This is a genomic window from Paraburkholderia hiiakae (genome assembly GCF_904848665.1).
Lineage (GTDB): Bacteria > Pseudomonadota > Gammaproteobacteria > Burkholderiales > Burkholderiaceae > Paraburkholderia > Paraburkholderia hiiakae.
Map to the genome: position 1 here is coordinate 107,541 of NZ_CAJHCQ010000008.1, position 19,703 is coordinate 127,243.

17 protein-coding genes and 1 pseudogene are annotated in these 19,703 nt (G+C 62.2%); 2 read left to right on the top strand and 16 right to left on the bottom strand.

The window, feature by feature from the left end:
• Window positions 1-5 precede the first annotated feature (5 nt).
• The 5 genes from JMY28_RS17145 to JMY28_RS39350 form a co-directional block, all read right to left on the bottom strand.
• Complete coding sequence (locus tag JMY28_RS17145; RefSeq protein WP_236596901.1) at window positions 6-1,625, bottom strand: TolC family outer membrane protein; 1,620 nt, start codon at window positions 1,623-1,625, stop codon at window positions 6-8.
• The gene (locus tag JMY28_RS17150; RefSeq protein WP_201697120.1) at window positions 1,622-3,736 is read right to left on the bottom strand and encodes a peptidase domain-containing ABC transporter; all 2,115 of its coding nucleotides are present in this window, start codon (window positions 3,734-3,736) and stop codon (window positions 1,622-1,624) included. The genes JMY28_RS17145 and JMY28_RS17150 overlap by 4 nt, the downstream gene beginning before the upstream one ends.
• 1 nt (window position 3,737) lies before the next feature.
• Entirely contained in the window at window positions 3,738-5,075 is a 1,338-nt protein-coding gene (locus tag JMY28_RS17155) for an HlyD family efflux transporter periplasmic adaptor subunit (RefSeq protein WP_328809414.1), read from the bottom strand.
• Window positions 5,032-5,976, bottom strand: a complete 945-nt coding sequence (locus JMY28_RS17160; RefSeq protein WP_236596902.1) for a hypothetical protein — start codon at window positions 5,974-5,976, stop codon at window positions 5,032-5,034. Before JMY28_RS17160 ends, JMY28_RS17155 begins: the two co-directional genes overlap by 44 nt.
• A 94-nt stretch (window positions 5,977-6,070) precedes the next feature.
• Window positions 6,071-6,205: a hypothetical protein gene (locus JMY28_RS39350; RefSeq protein ID WP_268960645.1), complete on the bottom strand. Its 135-nt coding sequence runs from the start codon at window positions 6,203-6,205 to the stop codon at window positions 6,071-6,073.
• Between the two features lie 377 nt (window positions 6,206-6,582).
• Between JMY28_RS39350 and JMY28_RS39545 the strand changes: the two are divergent.
• Window positions 6,583-6,705, top strand: a pseudogene (locus JMY28_RS39545) (ESPR domain-containing protein); the annotation flags it as partial.
• Between the two features lie 276 nt (window positions 6,706-6,981).
• Window positions 6,982-8,766 (top strand): YadA family autotransporter adhesin, encoded by a 1,785-nt coding sequence (locus JMY28_RS17165; protein ID WP_236596903.1) that lies wholly within the window; start codon window positions 6,982-6,984, stop codon window positions 8,764-8,766.
• 104 nt (window positions 8,767-8,870) lie between these two features.
• Here the strand turns inward: JMY28_RS17165 and JMY28_RS17170 are convergent, their stop codons facing one another.
• From JMY28_RS17170 to JMY28_RS17220, 11 genes are all read right to left on the bottom strand, one after another.
• The gene (locus JMY28_RS17170) at window positions 8,871-9,395 is read right to left on the bottom strand and encodes an ureidoglycolate lyase (RefSeq protein WP_201697122.1); all 525 of its coding nucleotides are present in this window, start codon (window positions 9,393-9,395) and stop codon (window positions 8,871-8,873) included.
• An 18-nt stretch (window positions 9,396-9,413) separates the two neighbouring features.
• Complete coding sequence (gene alc / locus JMY28_RS17175; RefSeq protein WP_201697123.1) at window positions 9,414-10,424, bottom strand: allantoicase; 1,011 nt, start codon at window positions 10,422-10,424, stop codon at window positions 9,414-9,416.
• A gap of 81 nt (window positions 10,425-10,505) precedes the next feature.
• Window positions 10,506-11,027, bottom strand: coding sequence for a 2-oxo-4-hydroxy-4-carboxy-5-ureidoimidazoline decarboxylase (gene uraD, locus JMY28_RS17180; protein WP_201697124.1), 522 nt, complete (start codon window positions 11,025-11,027; stop codon window positions 10,506-10,508).
• Window positions 11,024-11,983 (bottom strand): allantoinase PuuE, encoded by a 960-nt coding sequence (gene puuE / locus JMY28_RS17185; RefSeq protein WP_201697125.1) that lies wholly within the window; start codon window positions 11,981-11,983, stop codon window positions 11,024-11,026. Before puuE ends, uraD begins: the two co-directional genes overlap by 4 nt.
• A 259-nt stretch (window positions 11,984-12,242) precedes the next feature.
• The gene (locus tag JMY28_RS17190; RefSeq protein WP_201697126.1) at window positions 12,243-13,031 is read right to left on the bottom strand and encodes an aspartate/glutamate racemase family protein; all 789 of its coding nucleotides are present in this window, start codon (window positions 13,029-13,031) and stop codon (window positions 12,243-12,245) included.
• A 37-nt stretch (window positions 13,032-13,068) separates the two neighbouring features.
• The gene (locus JMY28_RS17195) at window positions 13,069-14,583 is read right to left on the bottom strand and encodes an NCS1 family nucleobase:cation symporter-1 (protein ID WP_201697127.1); all 1,515 of its coding nucleotides are present in this window, start codon (window positions 14,581-14,583) and stop codon (window positions 13,069-13,071) included.
• 299 nt (window positions 14,584-14,882) lie between these two features.
• Window positions 14,883-15,605 (bottom strand): GntR family transcriptional regulator, encoded by a 723-nt coding sequence (locus JMY28_RS17200; RefSeq protein WP_201697128.1) that lies wholly within the window; start codon window positions 15,603-15,605, stop codon window positions 14,883-14,885.
• A 309-nt stretch (window positions 15,606-15,914) separates the two neighbouring features.
• Window positions 15,915-16,841: a muramoyltetrapeptide carboxypeptidase gene (gene ldcA, locus JMY28_RS17205; protein WP_201697129.1), complete on the bottom strand. Its 927-nt coding sequence runs from the start codon at window positions 16,839-16,841 to the stop codon at window positions 15,915-15,917.
• Window positions 16,842-16,866: 25 nt separating this feature from the next.
• Window positions 16,867-17,484 carry a tRNA adenosine(34) deaminase TadA gene (gene tadA, locus JMY28_RS17210; protein WP_201697282.1) on the bottom strand — a complete coding sequence of 206 codons (618 nt, stop codon included), beginning with the start codon at window positions 17,482-17,484 and terminating at the stop codon, window positions 16,867-16,869.
• A gap of 98 nt (window positions 17,485-17,582) precedes the next feature.
• Window positions 17,583-17,993, bottom strand: coding sequence for a DnaJ family domain-containing protein (locus JMY28_RS17215; RefSeq protein ID WP_201697130.1), 411 nt, complete (start codon window positions 17,991-17,993; stop codon window positions 17,583-17,585).
• A gap of 502 nt (window positions 17,994-18,495) precedes the next feature.
• Window positions 18,496-19,692, bottom strand: a complete 1,197-nt coding sequence (locus JMY28_RS17220; protein WP_201697131.1) for an amino acid aminotransferase — start codon at window positions 19,690-19,692, stop codon at window positions 18,496-18,498.
• Between the last annotated feature and the right edge of the window lie 11 nt (window positions 19,693-19,703).

The following is a 19,703-nucleotide window of genomic DNA, read 5'->3' on the forward strand; positions in this document are numbered from 1 at the left end:
TCCGATCAAGGCACAAGCGGTGTGTAGTTAGTCGCTTGCCCCGGTGAGGCGGCGGCCATGTTCGCCGCGGTGGGTCCGTGAGCGGCGTCAGGCGCTAATGGCCAGACGCTTTCGACCACGGGCGGTGCAAGCACTGGCGCAGATGGCCCTTGCCTGTTGCTTTCAACTCGAGGCGCAGCCTGCGCTCCGGAGATTGCGATTTGAGGCGCGGCAACCATCTGTGGCGAAGCCGCCCGTTGCACTGCTCCCGCACTGGCGCCGACTGGACGCGCCGACCGCTCAGCACCCGACTCGCGCACCGCAACGCGCTGCGTCGGCATCGCCGCAAAAAGCTGGACATTGATGCGCGCGACTTCATCCAGGTCGAGCATCGACGTCTGCGCGAGCAGTCTGAGCAACGCTAGTACCGCGTCATAACGCGCACGGATCAGGTCGCGACGGCTCGCGTAGAGGGCGTCGGTCGCCCGCAGCACATCCAGACTCGTGCGGCTGCCTGCGCCGAATCCAATACGCGTCGCGTCGAGCGCTGCCTGTGCCTGCTGCACGAGCCGGTCGAGCGCGGCCACGCGCAGACGCCCAGAGTCCACGCCCACCCACTGCGTACGCGCATCCGTCCCGGCATCGCGCACGGCTGCTTCGAGCTCGTTGCGCGCCTTGTCTTCGAGCGCCATCGCCTCGTTCACCTTCGCAGTGACTTCTCCGCCCGAGAACACCGGAATCATCACTTCGAGCATGCCCGTCGTGGTTGTGGTCGGTCTCGCATAGCCCGCTGCCGCCCCGGCAGGCGTGTGCGTGAGTTGCACGTCTGCACTCGGATAGCGGGCTGCCCGCTCCCGCTCGGTATCCAGCTTTGCGATCTGTAGCGCCAGTTCACCAATTTGCACCGAATAACCGCGCGTCTGCGCCTGCGTAACCCACGACTCGACATCGGCTGGCTCAAGTGCAGGCGTCCCCCCTGGCGGGAGCGCGGCAAGCGCCTCGGCCGGTTTCCCGGTGATTCGCTCAAGCGCCGTGCGCGCCAGTTGCATGCGGGTTTGCGCATCGAGTCGCTGCACCAGAGCCTGCGCGCGGCTCGACTCACCATCGCGTACGTCGACGAGCGTCGCTTCTCCCGCCGCTTTGGCACGCGCTAGTAGCGCAAGGTGCGCGTCGAGAGCGCGCTGGTAATCTTCGACCCGCGCCAGTTCGTCACCCGCAGCGAGCAAATCGAAATAAGCCTGTGCCGCATTGAGGATCGTCTGCTGCGCGACGCTCGCGAACTGCAAGCGCTGACGCGCCACCACATAGTCGGCCTGGCGATATGCGGTCCACTTCGCCCAGTCGAAGACTGGCTGCGTGAGCACGACGGTCCAGCCGCTCTGCCAGTAGTGCTGGGTCGGGAAATCCTCCGTCACAATACCGTTATATGCGCGTGCCCATCCCCCGGAAACGTGCGGCAGCAGCGCGGCGCGCGCTTTCGGCACCGCTTGCATGGCCGCTCGCGAAGCGGCAAGTGAAGCGGCCAGCGTCGGGTCGCGATCGAGCGCATCATCGACCACGGACAACAGATCCGCTGCATGCGCACTGCCTGCGAATATCGCTACCAGGAACGCGACTGTCATTCGCGCGCGAAGATTCAGGTTCACGTGCCCCCGTCCATTGCCGCTTCGGCTTCGCGTCGCTCGACTCGCGAGAAAGCTCCGTCTATAAGACGATAGTGTTTGTCGAAGCCCTCCGCCATCGCAACGTCGTGCGTAATGACCACGACGGTGCGCTCGATGCGTTGAAGCAGCGCCGCAATACGGCGCACGGCTACAGGGTCGAGGTTCGAAGTCGGTTCATCGAGCAGCAATATCTCGCGCGGCTGATACAGCGCGCGTGCGAGCAACAGCCGCTGACGTTGGCCCGCAGAAATGTTCGCGAGCGAATCGCTGATCACCGAGCGGGTGCGCATGGGCAGCCGCATGACGTCCTCCAGCAGGCCAACTTCCTCGAGCAGGGCGAGGATCCTGGCTTCATCCGGATTGCCCTCGAAAAATGAAATGTTGTCCGCAATCGAACCATGAAGAATAATGTCGCCCTGGCGCATATGTGCGGCGTGGCGCCGGATTTCGTCGACGCTCAGGTTCGTCCAGGCGATACCATTGAGCGTAATCTCCCCTTGTTGCGGCTTTTCCGAGGCTGCCAGCAACTTGAAAAGCGTCGACTTGCCCACACCCGAGGGCCCGGTGATCACAATCTTGTCGCCGCGCCGGATATCAAGGTTGGCACCAGTGAGAACAGGCTGATCGGAAATACCGTAGCTAAACGTCACATCGCGCACGGAGATATGCTCGAAGCGACGAGCTTCGAACGTCTTATGCATGTCTTCGAGCGGTGTATAACGCTCCGGCTCGCATTTCACGATGTCGTCCACTCGCGTGACCGGAACGGTCAACATGAAATACGAAAAACCCGTATTGATGACGTGTGCAATACGCTCGGAAAAGAGCGATTTGTAGATCATGAACGAATAGAAGCCCCCCACCGAAATCGCCCCACCCAGCATCAGCCTGGCCGCGAACCATGTGACCGCGAGTGTCTCAACATGAGAAAGCAGTTTGAGTACCGCTTCGCGCGTCGCCGACAGCTTGCTGCTCTGGAACGATGCCGCGGCGTACGTGCGAAACAGTTCCATGAATCGCGCCATGCGGCGGGTTTCTCCCTGGGCGAGTTTGATCAGCGCTACTCCGCGCAAGGTCTCAAAGAGCGCGTCGTCACAGCGCGCACTCTGCTGGAAAACGCGTGCATGCGAATCTCGCATCGAAGCGAACATCGTCGTGGCGACCAGCACGTAGAGCGTGAAAATCCCGAGAACCAGGATGGTTAATTTCGTGCTCTGCACGACCATGAGCAAAAGTGCGAGCAACCCGACTGCCAGGTCGAGGCAGAACGACACGGCCGAGCGGGACGCAAAGCCGTTGACTTCATCCTGCGCCTTGAACCGAGTAAAGACATCGCCGACGTTTCGCTTCTCGAAATACGAGATGGGGATACGCAACAAGTGCGCGAACAATCCCTCGGTCGAGTTGATACTTACCTGCACGTACAGCAATTCGACAAGTACACCCTGCGCGTATTGTCCGGCCGCTCCCACAAAAAAAATCGCGCCGAACGTCAAAACGAGCACGTTAAGCAGATTCAGATTGTCATCGGCGACAACATGATCGAGTACGAATGAACCCAGGTAAGGTGTCGCGAGGATCGCGAATTGCGCACCCAGCGCAACAAACAGAATCTTCGCGAAGCTTTCTCCCATTTTCGGATACAGCTTGCGCAGCCGAGCAAGCGCGTCAGGCACGCGCGAGCGGCGCTCGATACGCTCGAGCGCAGGAGTCGGCGAGCATTCAACAAGATAGCCTGAGACGTTCGCAAGGAACGTATCCATGGCAATGCGCCTGCGTCCAACTGCGGGGTCGATCAACGAGACATAGTTGCGTGTACAGCGTTCAAATACGACGAAATGCGCACCGCCGAAATGAACGATTGAGCCGCGCTTGATCTCCCCGACTTGCGAAGCGTCGAAACGAAACGCCTGCACTTCGAGGCCGAATTCCACTGCAGCATCGTAGAGGTCCATCAGCGAAAGACCGTTTACGGAAATCGGACGGAATGCCGACAACTCGCGCACTTCCGTTGCGCGTCCGCAGTGGGTCAACACCATGGCGAGACAAGCATAGCCACACTCGGCAACCTCATTCTGATAGATCACCTGCATATCAACCCCGCACGATCTTGAACAAAGGTTCGAACACCCATTCCGCGATGGTGCGCCGCTCCACGACGATACTCGCCGTCGCCTGCATACCCGGCAGGATGTCGTAATGCTGCTTGCCGTAAGCAAATGTATGGCCCGGTAACGTCACCCACGCAACGTACAGCTCGCCGCCGTCTGACGACGCACCATTCCCGGAAGATGCGGACTGCTCGGGCGGCGGAGTCGCGCTGGCAACTGTCGTTCGCGAGACCGAGGCGATCTTCGCCTCGTACGAACCGAAGCGAGCGTAGGGAAATGCGTCAAACTTGAGCCGAACAGTCTGCCCTGCATGCACGAATCCGCGCCGGCGCGAGGGAATACGCAGTTCTGCGCGCAATGGCTGAGTGTCATCAGTGACTATGACCATTGCGACGTCCGACGGTTGCAGCGTACTACCCTGCACGAGGCGCGAGAATGTGACTGTGCCCGCCTTCGGCGCCGAGATCGTCACGTCGAGACGACCCTGCTCGAAGCGCGCGTCGGCCTCCTGCAAGTCGCGTGCATGGCTGGCGTCTAGCTCCTGCAACTGCGCGGCGAGCGTCGTCTGCGTATTACGTAGATCAGCGAGCACCGCGAACGCCTGCTGATGCCGCGCTGCGACGTCAGCACGCGCAATGCGGCTCTGGTGCAGTTCGGTGCGCGCCTGCTCAATTCGATCAGCCATCACGTAGTCCTGAATCGAATCGAGACGCGCAAGCTTCTTCTCTGCCTCGTTGACGAGGTCCACGCTTTGTTCGGCTTGTGCGCTTAACTGGATTAGTTGCGCGCGCTGGCTTGCTTCGTTTGCACGTGCCGTGGCGAGCCGCGATTCCAGGTCGGTATGACGCTGCACATAGCGCGCGTCCGCAGCACGACGCTCTTCGTCGCGAACCTGCGCTTCGAACTCCGTGCGCCGCGAGCCGTCGCTCGCGAGCGAAATGTCGCGCTCAAGGCGAAAAAGCGGCTGGCCAGCCGTGACGCGGACGGGCGGCTGTATATAGATTGCCGAAACGAGCCCACCTGCACCCTGTACCTTGATTTCGTTCGGCGCCACGACTTCGCAGCGCACGTCCTGCTTGAGTTCAACTTCATGAGTGAAGGCGAATGCAACACCTAACAAAACGGTTGCCGATGCACAGTAGGCAATCCAGCGCCATCTGATGTCCTGGAATCCCGGAAGATTGGTCGGTTCCACGTACTTATAAAATCCCCGTTGCCCGACCGTTCCGATCAGGCATGTATGGTCTGGTTTTGTGCGCCCATATGCGCTGCCCGTGCTAGCGGGTTGGCGCAAAATGATAGGTCGACGGATGTCCTGCAAAAAGCCAATGCGAATAATTTTCTATGCGCGCCGTTTCGATCAGGTCGGCAAGCCGCTGCGGGGCATCGGCCTGTGCAAGCGCAACTGGCTCGAACATACGCACACTGAAGCGCCCATTGTCGAAGCGCAAGTAGAAGGAGAACAGCAACGCGTCAAACGGCGCGCCTAGGCGGAATACCCCGTTATGAAGGCGCGCAGGACGCCCTTTCATCAGCACACCTACGGTTTCCATCGGAAATTTCGCGAGCGAAAAAGGCGCGACGTCCGCGAACACCACGACTAGTCCCTCCCGGCGCAACGAACGCGCAACGCGCAACCCCAAACCGTTGCGGCTGCCACTGCCACCCTCGTCGTAGGTGTACAGCACCCGCAAGGCAGGAATCATTGCCGCGTCATTGCCGTACACATCGCGAGGCACGCCGGAAACAACCGATACTGACGCAAGATTGAGCATCTTGCGCACCTCGTCGACGACATAGATGTTCGCGTACTGCGATACAAAATGGAATGGCGACAGGACAATGGGGCGCTCCGGATAGTTTGCGCTGATCCACCGGATTTGCCAGGCCAACTCAGCCGCCACCGCTTGCATGTCCGACCATCTGTCGCGCGCGAGCGCGCGCCCGGCGTAAAGGCATTCATCAAGCAAGGTCTCGCGCATGCTGGCGCTGAGTGTGCGCAGTGCTTCCCTGCGAGCGAGACCAACGTCATGTCGGCCAGCATCATAGCGCGCAATTCCGGCCGAGCGCACCCTGCCGTTGCACGACGCCAGCGCGAGCCAGCAGAGGAGCGCCGCGTGCCCAACCATGGAGAGCGGCAGACGTGCGAGCACCTGACGGCGCAATGCGAGCCTCATCCGCAGGAAACGCGTACGCAGATGCTTGAGCGACATCGAAATCATGGTACCAGTCGACGGCAGGAGTTTTCTTGGTGCAAGGATAACTGCGGCGGACGCGACCAACGAGAGGGGCGCAGCCCTCTCGTTGCCCTACACGTTAGACGGGACCGACCGGCGATTTCGGAGCGGAAACCGTAACCGTTACATTGACGGTGGCCTTCGAGCCGCTCGACTTGCAGCAGCCGCCAGCAGCTTGAATATTAGCGAGTTGGTTACGTTCGATTTTGTTCATTTAGTTCTCCATATAGTTTCGCCATCCCTTCTGGTATGGCCCTTCCATCTTAGCAATCTAAATTCCAAACAATAAACACCCCAAACAATTTTTCACAAAAACCACGAAAAAATGATAATTGCAAATAACACCAATAAGAATTTCATAAAGATTTTTTCAAAAAATGAATCAGGATTGATGTCGAATGAAATTTTCAATTCATGGTGGAATTTCGATATTTTTAGGAAATTTCGCATTCTAAATTCACCTCTCGATATATAGATTCCAGAATTACATCGCCTAGGACGGTGCGCCCTATTCGAGCCCATTCCTCATCCCGGTGTATGTATGAAAAGTGTTTCTGATCAGAAGATCCTTCGACAACGAGGAATATTTAGATGAACAAGATATATGGCTCGCTCTGGAGCGAAACGGACCAAACGTGGGTTGCCACGCCGGAGACAGCTTCGGCAAGCGGAAAAACTTCTGCGCGACGCCGCGCAGCCGTGTTCACTGGCGCGATGGGGATGGCAGTTGGATTTTCTTCGGCTTCGGCTTTAGCAGCCGGAACGGTCGGCCAAGGTGGGGTCGAACTTTGCACAGGTGCCAGCGGCGCTGCGTATGGTTCCACGGGCAGCGAGTGGCTCGACTGCTCTGCAGAAAGCAAGAACCGCGGCGGTCTCACCTTTGCGCTGAACAACGCGGCCGACTCCACGGGAGGATATGGTTACAGCGCGGCTACGGCCCAGGTAGCTGGGTTTAACGACGGCACCCTTACGGTCAAAGGAAAAAGTGTCATGGTCTTCGGCCCGACGACATTCGACAGCGTCGTCACGATGAGCGATCAGAAGATCGTCCGGCTCGCGCCGGGAGACCTGTCGGCCACCAGCACCGACGCCGTGAACGGCTCGCAACTCTACGCGACAAATCAGTCCATCACGAATCTGGCCGGCAAGATCGGTGACGCCGTGCAATACGATTCGTCGGCCCACGACTCCGTGACACTGCGCGGCGCGGGTTCGACCGCGCCGGTGGCGCTGAAAAACGTCGCCGCCGGCGCCGTGAAGGCAGCGAGTACCGACGCCGTGAACGGCTCGCAACTCTACGGCCTCGCATCGAGCACCGCAGCGGCTCTGGGCGGCTCGACCTCCGTGAAAACGGACGGCTCGATCGGTGCGACGCGTTACGTCCTGTCGGGTAAGACCTATAACAACGTGGGCGACGCGCTCGGCGCGCTCAGCGAGAGCAGCGGCCCTGATCCGTTGGCGGTGCACTACGACGACTCGTCGATGTCCGGGGTGACGCTGGGTGGCTCCGGTCATTCTCCAGTCGTGCTGTCGAACGTTGCGGCAGGCACGGCTCCGACTGACGCGGTCAACGTCGCGCAGATGAAGCAAGCGGTCATCACGGGAAATCCCTACATCGCCGGCATCGGTACCGGCGCGGCCGCGACGGCCACCTCGCCAGGCGCGGTGGCGCTCGGGCTCGGTTCGGTCGCGAACACACCTTATTCGATTTCCGTGGGTAATACGGCGACAGGGCTTGTGCGTCGGATCACGAACGTGGCGACGGCCGTGGACGATAGCGACGCGGTAAATCTGGGGCAGGTGAAAAGTATGCTGGACGCCGCACCGGACGTCGTCAACACCGGCGTTAGCGAGACGCGGACGATGCTGAAGGCGAGCGCGAGCCTCAGCAGCGCGGTGCAGGCCAGCGGCAATGCCGCCTCGCCGTCCAACGCGTCGGAAATGCGCCCGCTTGTCGCGTCGCCGGTCGGGCTTGCGGCTACGGATGCGAGCGCTGTCCACTACGACTCGGACGCGCACGGCCAGATCACCCTCGGCAGCGCAAGCGGCGGCAACGTCAAGCTCACCGGCCTGCAAGATGCAGCCCTCACGGCCGGCAGCACCGATGCGGCCACGGGTGGCCAACTCTATGTCACAAATCAGCAGGTCGCGAGCCTGAACGCGGCCGTGCAGAACATCAGCACGAGCGGTTCGACGGGCGTGGCGATCAACTCGACGAACGGCATCGCGACCGCTACTGGCGTCCAATCGATCGCCGTGGGCGCTGGCGCGGTAGCCTCGGGCGCGAACTCGACCGCCATCGGCGATTCGTCGAACGCGAAGGCTAACAACTCGGTCGCGCTCGGCGCGAATTCCGTTGCCGATCGCGACAGGAGCGTGTCGGTCGGCGCAGTGGGTTCGGAACGCCAGATCGTCAACGTCGCGGCAGGCACACAGGGCACCGATGCGGTCAACCTGAACCAGTTGAACAATGCGATGACGCAGCAATCGAACGCGGTCAACCAGCAGATCGGCAATCTGCAGAACTCGATCAATACCGTTTCGAAGAACGCCTATTCGGGCGTCGCTGCGGCAATGGCCATGCCTAACCTCACGCCTTCGGGACCGGGTCGCACAGTGGTCGCGGCCGGTGGCGGCTACTACATGGGCGGCAGCGCGGCCGCGGTTGGCGTGACGTATCGCTCGGCCAATATGCACTGGCTCGTCAACGGCGGCGTGTCGCTTACGAGTACCGGCAACATGGCTGCGCGCACACAGGTCGGCTACGAGTTCTAACTCACGTTGGGCTGTCACCGCGCTCACGCGCAGCGCCACATACGAAAAAGCCACGGCCGAGGCCGTGGCTTTCTTTCGTTTACGATCTGCGATGCATCCGAACGTCACCGCATCGCGGCGTCCATCGCCTCATGCGTCAACCACAGTGACTCCGCCAAATCCTGCTCATTGAGATTGAGCCCATCACCGCCACGATCGACGACGATGAAATCGCTTACTTCGTCCAACGCGATCAGCGGATGATGCCAGACGCCCTTCGCATAATTCACGCCTTGCCAGCCACGTGAAACGAAAGCGCGAATCTGCGCGACGTCCAGATCGCCGGCGGGCGCGACCACCACGAGATACGGCTTGTCATTGAGCGGCACGAACGCCTGGCTGCCCAGCGGATGCCGTTCGAGCATCTTCACTTCGAACGGCAACTCGCGCGGCTGCCCGCGAAAGAGATTTACGAGCGTGCGGCCGCCTTCGTCGGTCACGTCCACTTCCGCAAGATCGTGATAGCGGATCGTGGTACCGAGATTAATCGGTATCTGCTTTGCGCCTGCGAGCTCGATCACGTCGCCGAACGGCGCGAACGCCTCGCGCGTGAGCGGCTCGATGGTCAGCGTCGTCCTTGTTTCACTCATGATGGCCTCGTTAGCGAATCACGCGAGCGTGCCCCACAGGCGCACGCGCGAAACGCCGCCATCGGGGAAGATGTTGAAGCGCACGTGCGTAACCGGGCCGAGCGCCGCGAGTTCGCTCTCAAAGTAGTGCTGCTTGTCCATTTGCAGCTTCTGCTCGCCGACCAGCACCGGCCAGAACATGGCCTGGGTCACGAGCGAGCTGTCCGTGCCGCCTACCACGCGCGCGGCCTGGAACGAACAACGGTCGGGGTAGTTGCCCTTGAAATGCGCCGTATCGACTTCGATCTTCTTGATGATGCCAGGCTGCGCAAGCGCGATGATCGCCCAGTCGTTGCCCGGTTCACGGCGGCGGCGCGTTTCCCAGCCGTCGCCCATGTTCACGCCGCGACCCGGCATGAGCAGCGTGGAGGCCGTGCCAAAGTGCTGGTTGTTCGCGCCAACGAGGTACGCGCCGTTTTCCATCGCGGCCAGATCGAACAGTTCGGTGCGGCTCGCGCCCGCCCAGTCCACCTGCGGCTGGCCATACACGCGCAGACGCGCAATGCCGCCATCGGGATAGATATTCACGCGCAGGTGTGTATACGGCCTGTCGCTCGATACTTCCGCGTAGTGGTGGCTATTGCCGTTCAACGAGGTCGAGGGGACGATTTCCGTCCATTGCGTCGCGGCAGTGGGTGCGCCATCGGCCACATACGCGCCCTCCACCGATGCCGCCGGCGGATAGTTGCCAGTGAAATGGCTCGTGTCGATATCGAGGCCCTTGATGACGCCGGGGCGCGCGAGCTTCACGATGCACCAGTCATAGCCCGTCGTGCGCTTGCGGCGCGTTTCCCAGCCGTCCATCCACTTGCCGTGTTCGTCGTACTTGCCTGGAATGAAGACGGCCGGCTCCGGATTGAGCATGCGATCCTTCGGCGCGAAGAAGTCGTCGCTCGCCTCGAGCGCCTGCGCGCCCAGGCGCGGGTCCGCTAGATTCACGAAGCGGCGCGTGAAATCAGGGGCGTTGGGGTCGAGAGTCGGGAGTGCCATCGTTGTCTTCCTTCGTATCTTTTCTGTAGATCAAAACAGCGCTGCGCCCTCTCGCGAAAAGCCAAGGGGCGCATCGCCACGTTACGCGTCGATCAGTTCATCCAACCTGAAGCGCGCAATGCGGTAAATCTGATCGAGGCTCGCGCGCATTTCGTCGGCGCGGCTGTTGTTCACGCGCGCCTCGAAGTTCGCGATGATGCCGTGGCGGTCATAGCCGCGCACAGCAAGAATGAATGGGAATCCGAACTTCTCGCGATACGCGCCGTTGAGCGCGAGGAGCCTCTCGAACTCTTCCTGCGTGCACTGATTCAGGCCCGCGCCGCTTTGCTCGCGCGTGGATTCGGCAGTTAGCTCGCCGCGTACGGCGGCCTTGCCCGCAAGCTCCGGGTGGGCGTTAATCAGCGCAAGCTGCCTGGCCTCGCCCGAGGTTTCCACTGCCTGGGACATGGTGCGATGCAGCGCGTCGATGCTTGCAAACGGGCGCTGCCGCGCGGCCGCTTCGGCCACCCAGGGCGAGTGCTCGAAGATGCCCGAAAGCGCCGCCACGAAGGCGTCGGCCGAGGCTTGATTCAGCTGATCGAGGGTGTAGTGCATTGCCTTCATGCGGCGGCCCCGCGGTGGTCGTTCTGTTGCGGTTGATAGGGATGATGCTCGCGCCAATGGCGCGCGATGTCCACGCGGCGCGTGACCCACACGCGCTCATGCTTTTCGATGTGATCGAGAAAGTGCTGCAGCGCGCGAAAACGCCCAGGGCGCCCGAGCAGGCGGCAGTGCATGCCGATCGAGAGCATCTTCGGCGCTTCGTCGCCCTCTTCGTAGAGCACGTCGAATGCGTCTCGCAAGTAGGTGAAGAAGTGGTCCGCCGTGTTGAAGCCCTGAGGCGACGCGAAACGCATGTCGTTCGTGTCGAGCGTGTAAGGCACGATCAGTTGCGGCACTGTCTTGCCGCCCGTGACTGCCACGTCCATCCAGAAAGGCAGGTCGTCGCCGTAGTAGTCGGAGTCGTAGAGGAAGCCGCCATACTCAGCCACCAGGCGATGCGTGTTCGGGCTGTCGCGGCCCGTGTACCAGCCCAGCGGACGCACGCCCGTCACGCGCTCGATCGCTTCCATACCGAGCTTCATGTGCTCGGCCTCCTTGGCGGGCGACGCGTCCTGGTAATGAATCCAGCGATAGCCGTGGCACGCGATCTCGTGACCCAGCTCGACGAACGCGCGCGCGACTTCGGGATGACGCTCGATCGCCATGCCCACGCCGAACACGGTGAGCGGCAGGCCGCGTTTTTCGAATTCGCGCAGGATGCGCCACACGCCCGCGCGCGAGCCATATTCGTAGATCGACTCCATGCTCATGTGGCGCGCGGGATACGCTGCGGCGCCCACGATTTCGGAGAGGAACTGCTCAGAGCCGGGGTCGCCGTGCAGCACGCAGTTTTCGCCGCCCTCTTCGTAGTTGAGCACGAACTGCACCGCGACGCGCGCTTGGCCGGGCCAGTTGGCCTGCACCGGATGCCGGCCATAACCGATCAGATCGCGGGGATATTGGGGATCGAGTGGCATGCTGGTCGAATCAATCGAATAGAGAGGATGAAACGAAATACCCGCGCAACGGCGAGGCGCCGTGAAGCGGCAGCCGGCGCTGCTTGGCAAGACCTGGCGGACGGTCCGCGCAACCTGCTTACAGGACCGGTTCAGTGTAGCGAAATCACCCGTACGCGCCCATATGCACGCTCAGATAGTACGGGTCAAGCGAGGTGTATGTGGCCGCCTGATCTGCCGGACAGATGGGCGGCCACATCGGCTCGCACGCGTTACGCGTTTACCCGTAGCGCAACGGCCGCACGGGCGGCGGCGTTTCCGTGACGGGAGTGGGATTGCTCGGGCTGAAACGCGCGAAATCGCCGTCGTAACGCTTGGCGAGCGGCCGCGCGAAGTCGCCCCGCTTGGCGGTCGTCAGGCGCAACGCGACGAGCGCCTCCACCCATTTCACGGCGGCCGTCACGCCGTCGATAACGGGTACGCCCAGCGCGTCCTCGACCTGCGCGCACAGACTTGTCATGCCTGCGCAGCCCAGCACGATGGTGTCCGCGCCATCTTCTTCGAGCGCGCGGCGGCACTCTTCGACGATCGCACGGCGCGCGGCCGATCCCGGCTCATCGAGCTCGAGCACGGCCACGTCGATTGCACGTACGTTGCGGCAAAAACGCGTCATGCCATAGCGCTCCGCGAGATGCCAGGCCATTGCGCGAGTGCGCGAAAGCGTCGTCACCACCGAGAAGCCAGGCGCGAGCACGCTCGCCGCATGCATCGCGGCTTCCGCGATGCCCACGACAGGCCCGCGAGCCAGCTCGCGGGCCGCGTAAAGGCCCGGGTCGCCAAAGCATGCGATCACGTAGCCGTCGAAGCCTTCGCGCTCGCCCGCCTCCACTTCGGCGAGCAGGCCAGGTGTGGCGAGCGCCTCGTCGTAATAGCCTTCGATCGACGGCGGCCCCATCGTCGGGCTCACCGCCACGACCTCCGTGCCCGGTGCGATCACGGCACGCGCGCACTGCTCCATCGCGGCGGTCATCCGCTGCGTGGTGTTCGGATTGATCAATTTGATGCGCATTTCAATTCCTTCGTCGATGCCTGGTTTTGCATGCCGCTCATGCCTTTGCGCGAGCGCGTTCGCCCATCGTGAGCGCGCGATAGAACAACGCGCTGAGCGCGGCGCCAATGAACCACGAGAAGTTCGCGGCACCGCTGAGCGTCGGCACCATCACGCAGAGCACCGCGATCACCGCCGCAGGCAGCAAGGCCGACACCGCACGCCAGTTCACGCCGTTGCGATACCAGTACGCTCCCTTCGGCGACACTGTGTAGAGATCATCCACGGCAAGACGTCCACGCTTCACGAGATAGAAGTCGATGATCAGGACACCATACAAAGGTCCGATGAAGGCGCCGAGTACGTCGAGCGTGTAGTGAATCACGGCCGGGTTGTTGAACAGATTCCACGGCGTGATGAAAATCGAGGCCACGGCGGCGAGCATGCCACCCGCACGCCAGCTGATGAGCCGCGGCGCTACATTGGAAAAGTCGAACGCGGGCGAAACGAAGTTCGCAACGATGTTGATGCCGATGGTCGCAATCGTGAACGTGAGTGCGCCGAGAATCACAGCGGTTGGGTGATCGATGCGGCCGACCGTTTCGACGGGATCGGTAATCAGTTCTCCGAACACAGGAAGCGTTGCCGACGTCGTGATGACCGTGACGAGCGAGAATGCGAGGAAGTTGACCGGCAGACCCCAGAAGTTGCCCTTGTGAACGCTCTTGAGCGACTTGCCATAGCGCGAGAAGTCACCGAAATTGAGCATCGGCCCCGAGAAATACGACACCACGAGCGAGATTGCCGTGATCATCACGGGAATCACTTCGGCACCGTGATACTTCACGCCGCCGAGATTCAGGCCGATGTTGTGCCAGCCCGCGCGATACACCATGTAGCCCGCGAGCGCGAACATCACGACATAAACCGCCGGCCCCGCGAAGTCGATGAACTTCTTGATGGTCTCCATGCCGTTCCAGAACACGAGGGCCTGGAGCACCCAGAGCGTCATGAAGCCGGCCCAGCCGATTGCGGAAAGCCCGAGCATGCCGTGCTTGTGCACGTCGGCATAAGGCATGAGTTGTGGAACGAACTTGAGCACGACGATCACGAGCGCGCTCGAAGCGAGATAGGTCTGGATGCCGTACCACGCCACGGCGATGAGGCCGCGAATCACAGCCGGAATATTGGCGCCGAGCACGCCGAAGGTGCCACGACAGGCCACCGGGTACGGCACGCCGTGACGCTGGCTGGGCCGTGCGATCAGGTTGCAGAGCACGTTGACGATGGAGATGCCGACGATCAGCGCTACGAGCACTTGCCAGCTCGTGAGGCCAAGCGCGAAGAGGCTCCCCGCGAACACATAGCCGCCGACGCTATGCACGTCGGACATCCAGAAAGCGAAGATGTTGTACGCGCCCCAGGTCTGCTCCTTGAGCGGCGCGAGGTCATGGTTGTAGAGCCGCTCGCTGTAGCCGGCCGGCAAGCGCAGGTTTTCTGCGGACTCGCTGCTTTCACCGGATTCGAAGTTGGGCACTGCCGGACTGCCAGGTGACGCGCTGAACTGAGCCATGATCCGCTCCTTGGATGGATATGCCGACGGAAAAAAGACGCCTGAACGCCTCGAAACGCGTGCGTACCGCCGCTGGACGCGGCCGCCGCGATATCCCCGAATGGTCGGGCCCGCGCAGGCACTGCACCGGTCGCCGCTTGCGGGCGCCCTGTAACGCTGTGCCTGTATGAGCCGTACGCATGCACTGCATGCGCCCCACTCCATCCTTTTCAGCCGCGGCGGCCACCGTTCGTCGTGAGCCGCCGCGCTTTACTGCAATCCATTACTGCAATCCGTTTCAGTGCCGCCTCAGAAGCGGGTCAACGTGCGAGCGAAGTCGCCTCGCGAGCGCTGAACACTTCCTGCAAATCGACCGAAGCGCCCGCCGGCCGGTCGAGCATCCTCAGCTCGACACCCTGCAAATGGCGCACCATGAGGTCGACTGCTTCTTTCTCGTTTCCGGCCTCGAGCGCCACGAGAATCGCCTCGTGGTCGTCGAACGAACACGGGCTGCGTCCCGGCGATTCGTAGAGCGCTGAGATCAATGTCGAACGCGCCACGAGTCCGTTGAGGCAATCGCACAGCACCGTATTGCCGGTGAGCGTGGCGAGCGACGTATGAAACTCGCCCGAAAGCCTGATCCACGTCGGGAAGTCGCGCCCTTCAAAAGCCTTGCGCTCGCGCCGGATCGTCTCGCCGATGCTTTTCAGTCGACGGTTGCCGTGCTGCGCGCTGCAGATTCGCCCCACCACTGCCAACTCGATGATCCGTCGCATTTCAAACACCTCGTGCACTTCCTGCAGCGTCGGGCTTGCGACGAACGCACCACGATTGGGCTCCAGATCCACGAGATGGTCCTTCGCGAGCTGCGCAAGCGCCTGACGGATCGGGCCGCGCTTCACGCCGAATACTTCGCACAACTGTGCTTCAGTCAACTTCGCGCCTGGCGGCAGCCGGTGCTCGAGAATCGCCGCGCGGATTCGGGCGGCGATTGCTTCGGGCTTCATGCCGGTTGCTTCGGCGTCGATATCGGTCTTTCGCATGGCTTAGGTCTCTATGTTGGGTATCCTAGGTTGGACATAAATATTGTCAACAATTTTTTGGGAGAACCTGGGGAAGATCCCCACGAGTGCGCTAGCGCTCACATGCCTCTTCTCGGTGAAATGCGCTTTATTTCGGGGAATTCAGCACCTGCATGGTGATTCTCCGCCCCAATTCGGTCACATTTTTTGTCAACAATCCAGAGAGGAAGCGGTGAAGTGAACATGGTCTGGCGCTGCCCGGACTTGGCCGTTAGTTGCATAAGACTCCATAAAAAAAGCGCCCGAGAGCGCTTCTGTGTTAGTGCGGAATCAACCCAGATACGGGTAGCCGCTCACGGTCAGCTCGAATCCATGTGCGGTGGTGTTCAGTTGCGCCGGCGCGCCCATCGGCAACGTGACCATATCCGGAATATGGCCGAACGGCAGGCCCGTCACCACCGGAATGCCAACCACGGAGCGCACCTGCTCAACCATTTCACGCAGATCGTAGCCGTTGTCGTAATCGAACTGCTTGTGGCCCGTGAAGTCGCCCAGCACCAGTGCTTGCTGGCGCGCAAGAATGCCAGTCAGGTGCAACTGATAAATCATGCGCTCGATGCGGAACGGCTGCTCGTTCACGTCTTCGACGAACAGGATGCCACCCTCGACAGGCGGCAGATAAGGCGTGCCGATCAACGAAGTGAGCACCGCCAGATTGCCGCCCCAGAGCGTGCCCGAAACATTCGTCGATTGCGCCTGTTGCGCGTTCACCTTGAGCGTGTAGCTCGGTTTTGAAAGCGTGTCCCAGAAGTGATGCATCGTGAAGCTGCTAAGACTTTCGGCGCCGAAGTCGCTGCAGAGCATCGGGCCGCCGAACGTCGTGAGCCCGGCGCGTGCGAGCAGCGCGAGCTGAATGGCGGTGAAATCGCTATGCCCCACGAACGCAATGGGTTGGTCCTTCAAGCGCCGCTGCAGTCCGTCGTAATCGAGACCGTGCAGGATGCGCACCGCGCCGTAGCCCCCGCGCACGGCGAGCACGATGTCCGGCAAGTCGCGCGACGGATCGGCGAGGCGGTTCAGTTCGGCCGCGCGCTGGCCATCCGTGCCGGCAAAGCGCTGATAGCGCCGCTCGGTCGCCTGCAGGCCGTCGACGTGATGGCCCTGCGCCCGCAACCGCGCAAGCGCACGGTGCACCGCTTCCGGATCGTGCGGATAACCAGACGGTGCGATCAGTTCGATGGTGCGATGAATGGTCATGTCGAATTCGATTCAACCGTGAGATTCAGCTCGCGGGTTCGTTCGGACCGGCTACGCCGGTTTCTCCCTGCGCTTGCTCGGCCTGTGCCCGGGCCGCACGGCGCGCTTCCCGGCTTGCGCGGCGCCGGTCGGCGAAGAACGCGCGCAACGCCTCGCCGCACTCGTCGGCCAGCACACCGCCGGACACGCTTGTATGGTGATTCAACTGCTCGTTGGCAAAGGCATCGACCACGCTGCCACATGCGCCGGTTTTCGGATCATGCGCGCCGAACACCACACGTGCGATACGCGCGTGCATGATCGCGCCGGCGCACATCAGGCACGGTTCAAGGGTCACATAGAGTTCGCAGCCGGGCAAGCGGTAGTTACCCAGCGCGTGCGCGCCCGCGCGCAACGCCGCCATTTCCGCGTGCGCGGAGGGATCGTGCGCGCCGATCGGGTGATTGAAGCCCGAGGCAATCACTTCGTCACCGCGCACGAGCACCGCGCCCACGGGCACTTCGCCGGCGGCGCGTGCCTCTTCGGCCGCGGCCTGCGCGAGACGCATGAAATGCTGATCGCGCTCGGAGACGGGATTGGGTTGGGAAGCCGGCTGTGAAGCGGGCTGTGAAGCGGTTTGTGAATCGGCCGCGGACGCCGTCATGAGCGGATCGGCGGGAGCCGATCCGGCATCCAGACTGGCAGCCGGGTGCGACTCTTCGCGTTCGCCGCCAGGGGCGTGTGGCTGGACGGGAGAGCCCGTCACGCCGCCCCCGCCGAGAGCGCCGGGTGGCCGGGCTCGCCGGCTGCACGCTCGGACAGACGCTCCGCAATGCGGCGGCGATATTCGTGCGGCACGACCATCGGGCCGCCTCGCAAGGATTCGAGCGCCATGTCGAGCGCAAGCATGCGCGCGCGCAGACGGCATTGCGCGGCCTTGTCGCCCACGGTGGCGAGGTCGTCATCGAGGTCGCGCAAGGCTCGCAGCTGTTCGACTGCGGGCGGCACAAACCCCGCGTTCTTCAGGATGCGGTGGGCTATGCGCACTTCTTCGGGCACGAGCAAGTCGTCGTCAAGCGCCTGTGGCGCACCGGCGCCGGGCAGGTCGTCGAGGTCACCGCGCGCGGCTGCGGCGGCAATCCGTTGTTCGACGAGGGCATCAAGCAATTTCATCAGCAATCCACTACGTTGCGGCCCACGCATTCTATCAGGGTAAGACCTGGAAGACCGGGTGCGGCTGGCAAGTGTGTCATCGACTCCTTACAGCTTGACAGACCGGGGGTTTGATGCGGAATGAATAGGCGCGGACGACGAAACCTGGAATCGTCTGATGGCGGGCTGCGACGACCGAGGCGTATGGTTAAGCGCTTAGCCCCGCCATGACGTCCTTTTAGCCGCCCTCCTTTTCGCCCTCGATGATGAAACAACACGTCCGCCCCAAACGACCCGCCATGCGCCGACTTCGCCTCACCGCCCTCTGCCTCCTGGTCACCGCCAGCCTTTCAGGCTGCGGCGTGTTCTGCGGGGCGGCAGGCGGCAGCGGCGGCGGCATGGCCGGTGGATGCGGCACCGGCATGCGATTCTGACGCTCAGATGCGAAAACGCCGCTGGAGCGCCCGGCTTGTACCGGCACCCCAGCGGCGTTAAAAGGATTTCCGGGCGATCTGCCCTGCCCTCAGTCCTTCATCACCTTGCCGACCGCGTCGACCACAACGCTCACGTTCTTCTCGTTCAGGCCGGCCACGCACATGCGGCCCGAGCGCAGGATATACACGCCGAGTTCTTCCTTCAGGCGCTCGACCTGCTTCTCGCTCAAGCCCGTGTACGTGAACATGCCGCGCTGCTTCACGTAGCGCGTAAGCGCCGCTTCGCTCGCGTGCGCACGCAGGCCGTCGTGAATCGCCACGCGCATGCGCGCAATGCGTTCGCACATCGCCGCCAGCTCCTGCTCCCACGACGCCTTCAGTTCCGGCGTACTCAGCACGCGCGTGACGATCTTCGCGCCGTGAGTCGGCGGATTGCTGTAGTTCGCGCGCACCGAACCCGTGAGCTGACCGAGCACACGGTCGGCGGCCGCCGCGTCTTCGCAGATCACGTGCAGGCCGCCGCAACGCTCACCGTAGAGCGAAAAGTTCTTCGAGAACGAATTCGCCACCAGCGCCGGCACACCGCGGCGCGAGAGTTCGCGCACCGCGAACGCGTCGTCCTCGAGGCCCGCGCCGAAGCCCTGATACGCCATATCGACGAACGGCAGCAGGTCGCGTTTTTGCAGCACGTCGATCAGTCGCTCCCACTGCGCGCGATCCAGATCGACGCCCGTTGGGTTATGGCAGCACGCGTGCAGCAGCACGACGCTCTTCGCCGGCAGCGCGTCGATGGCCGAGAGCATCGCCTCGAACTTCAGGCCACCCGTCACCTCGTCGTAGTACGGGTACGTGTTCACCGTGAACCCCGCACGCTCGAAGATAAAGCGGTGGTTCTCCCAAGTCGGGTCGCTCACCCACACCTGGCTGGTCGCAAAGTAGCGCTTGATGAAATCGGCGCCGACCTTGAGCGCGCCCGAGCCGCCCAGCGTCTGCACGGTCGCGATGCGGCCGGCCGCACGCGACGGGCACTCAGCGCCGAACACCAGTGCCTGCACGGCGTCACGATACTGCGCGAAACCCGCCATCGGCAGATACGGCTTCGGACCCGGCTCCTCGAGAATTGCCGCCTCGGCCGCGTGAACGGCCTTCATGACAGGCAGACGGCCTTCGTCGTCGAAGTAGATGCCAATGCTCAGATTGACCTTGTTCTGACGCGGGTCCTTTTGGAAGTTCTCGTTGAGCGAGAGGATCGGGTCGCCGGGGTAGGCATCGATGTGTTCGAACATGCTGTTTAACT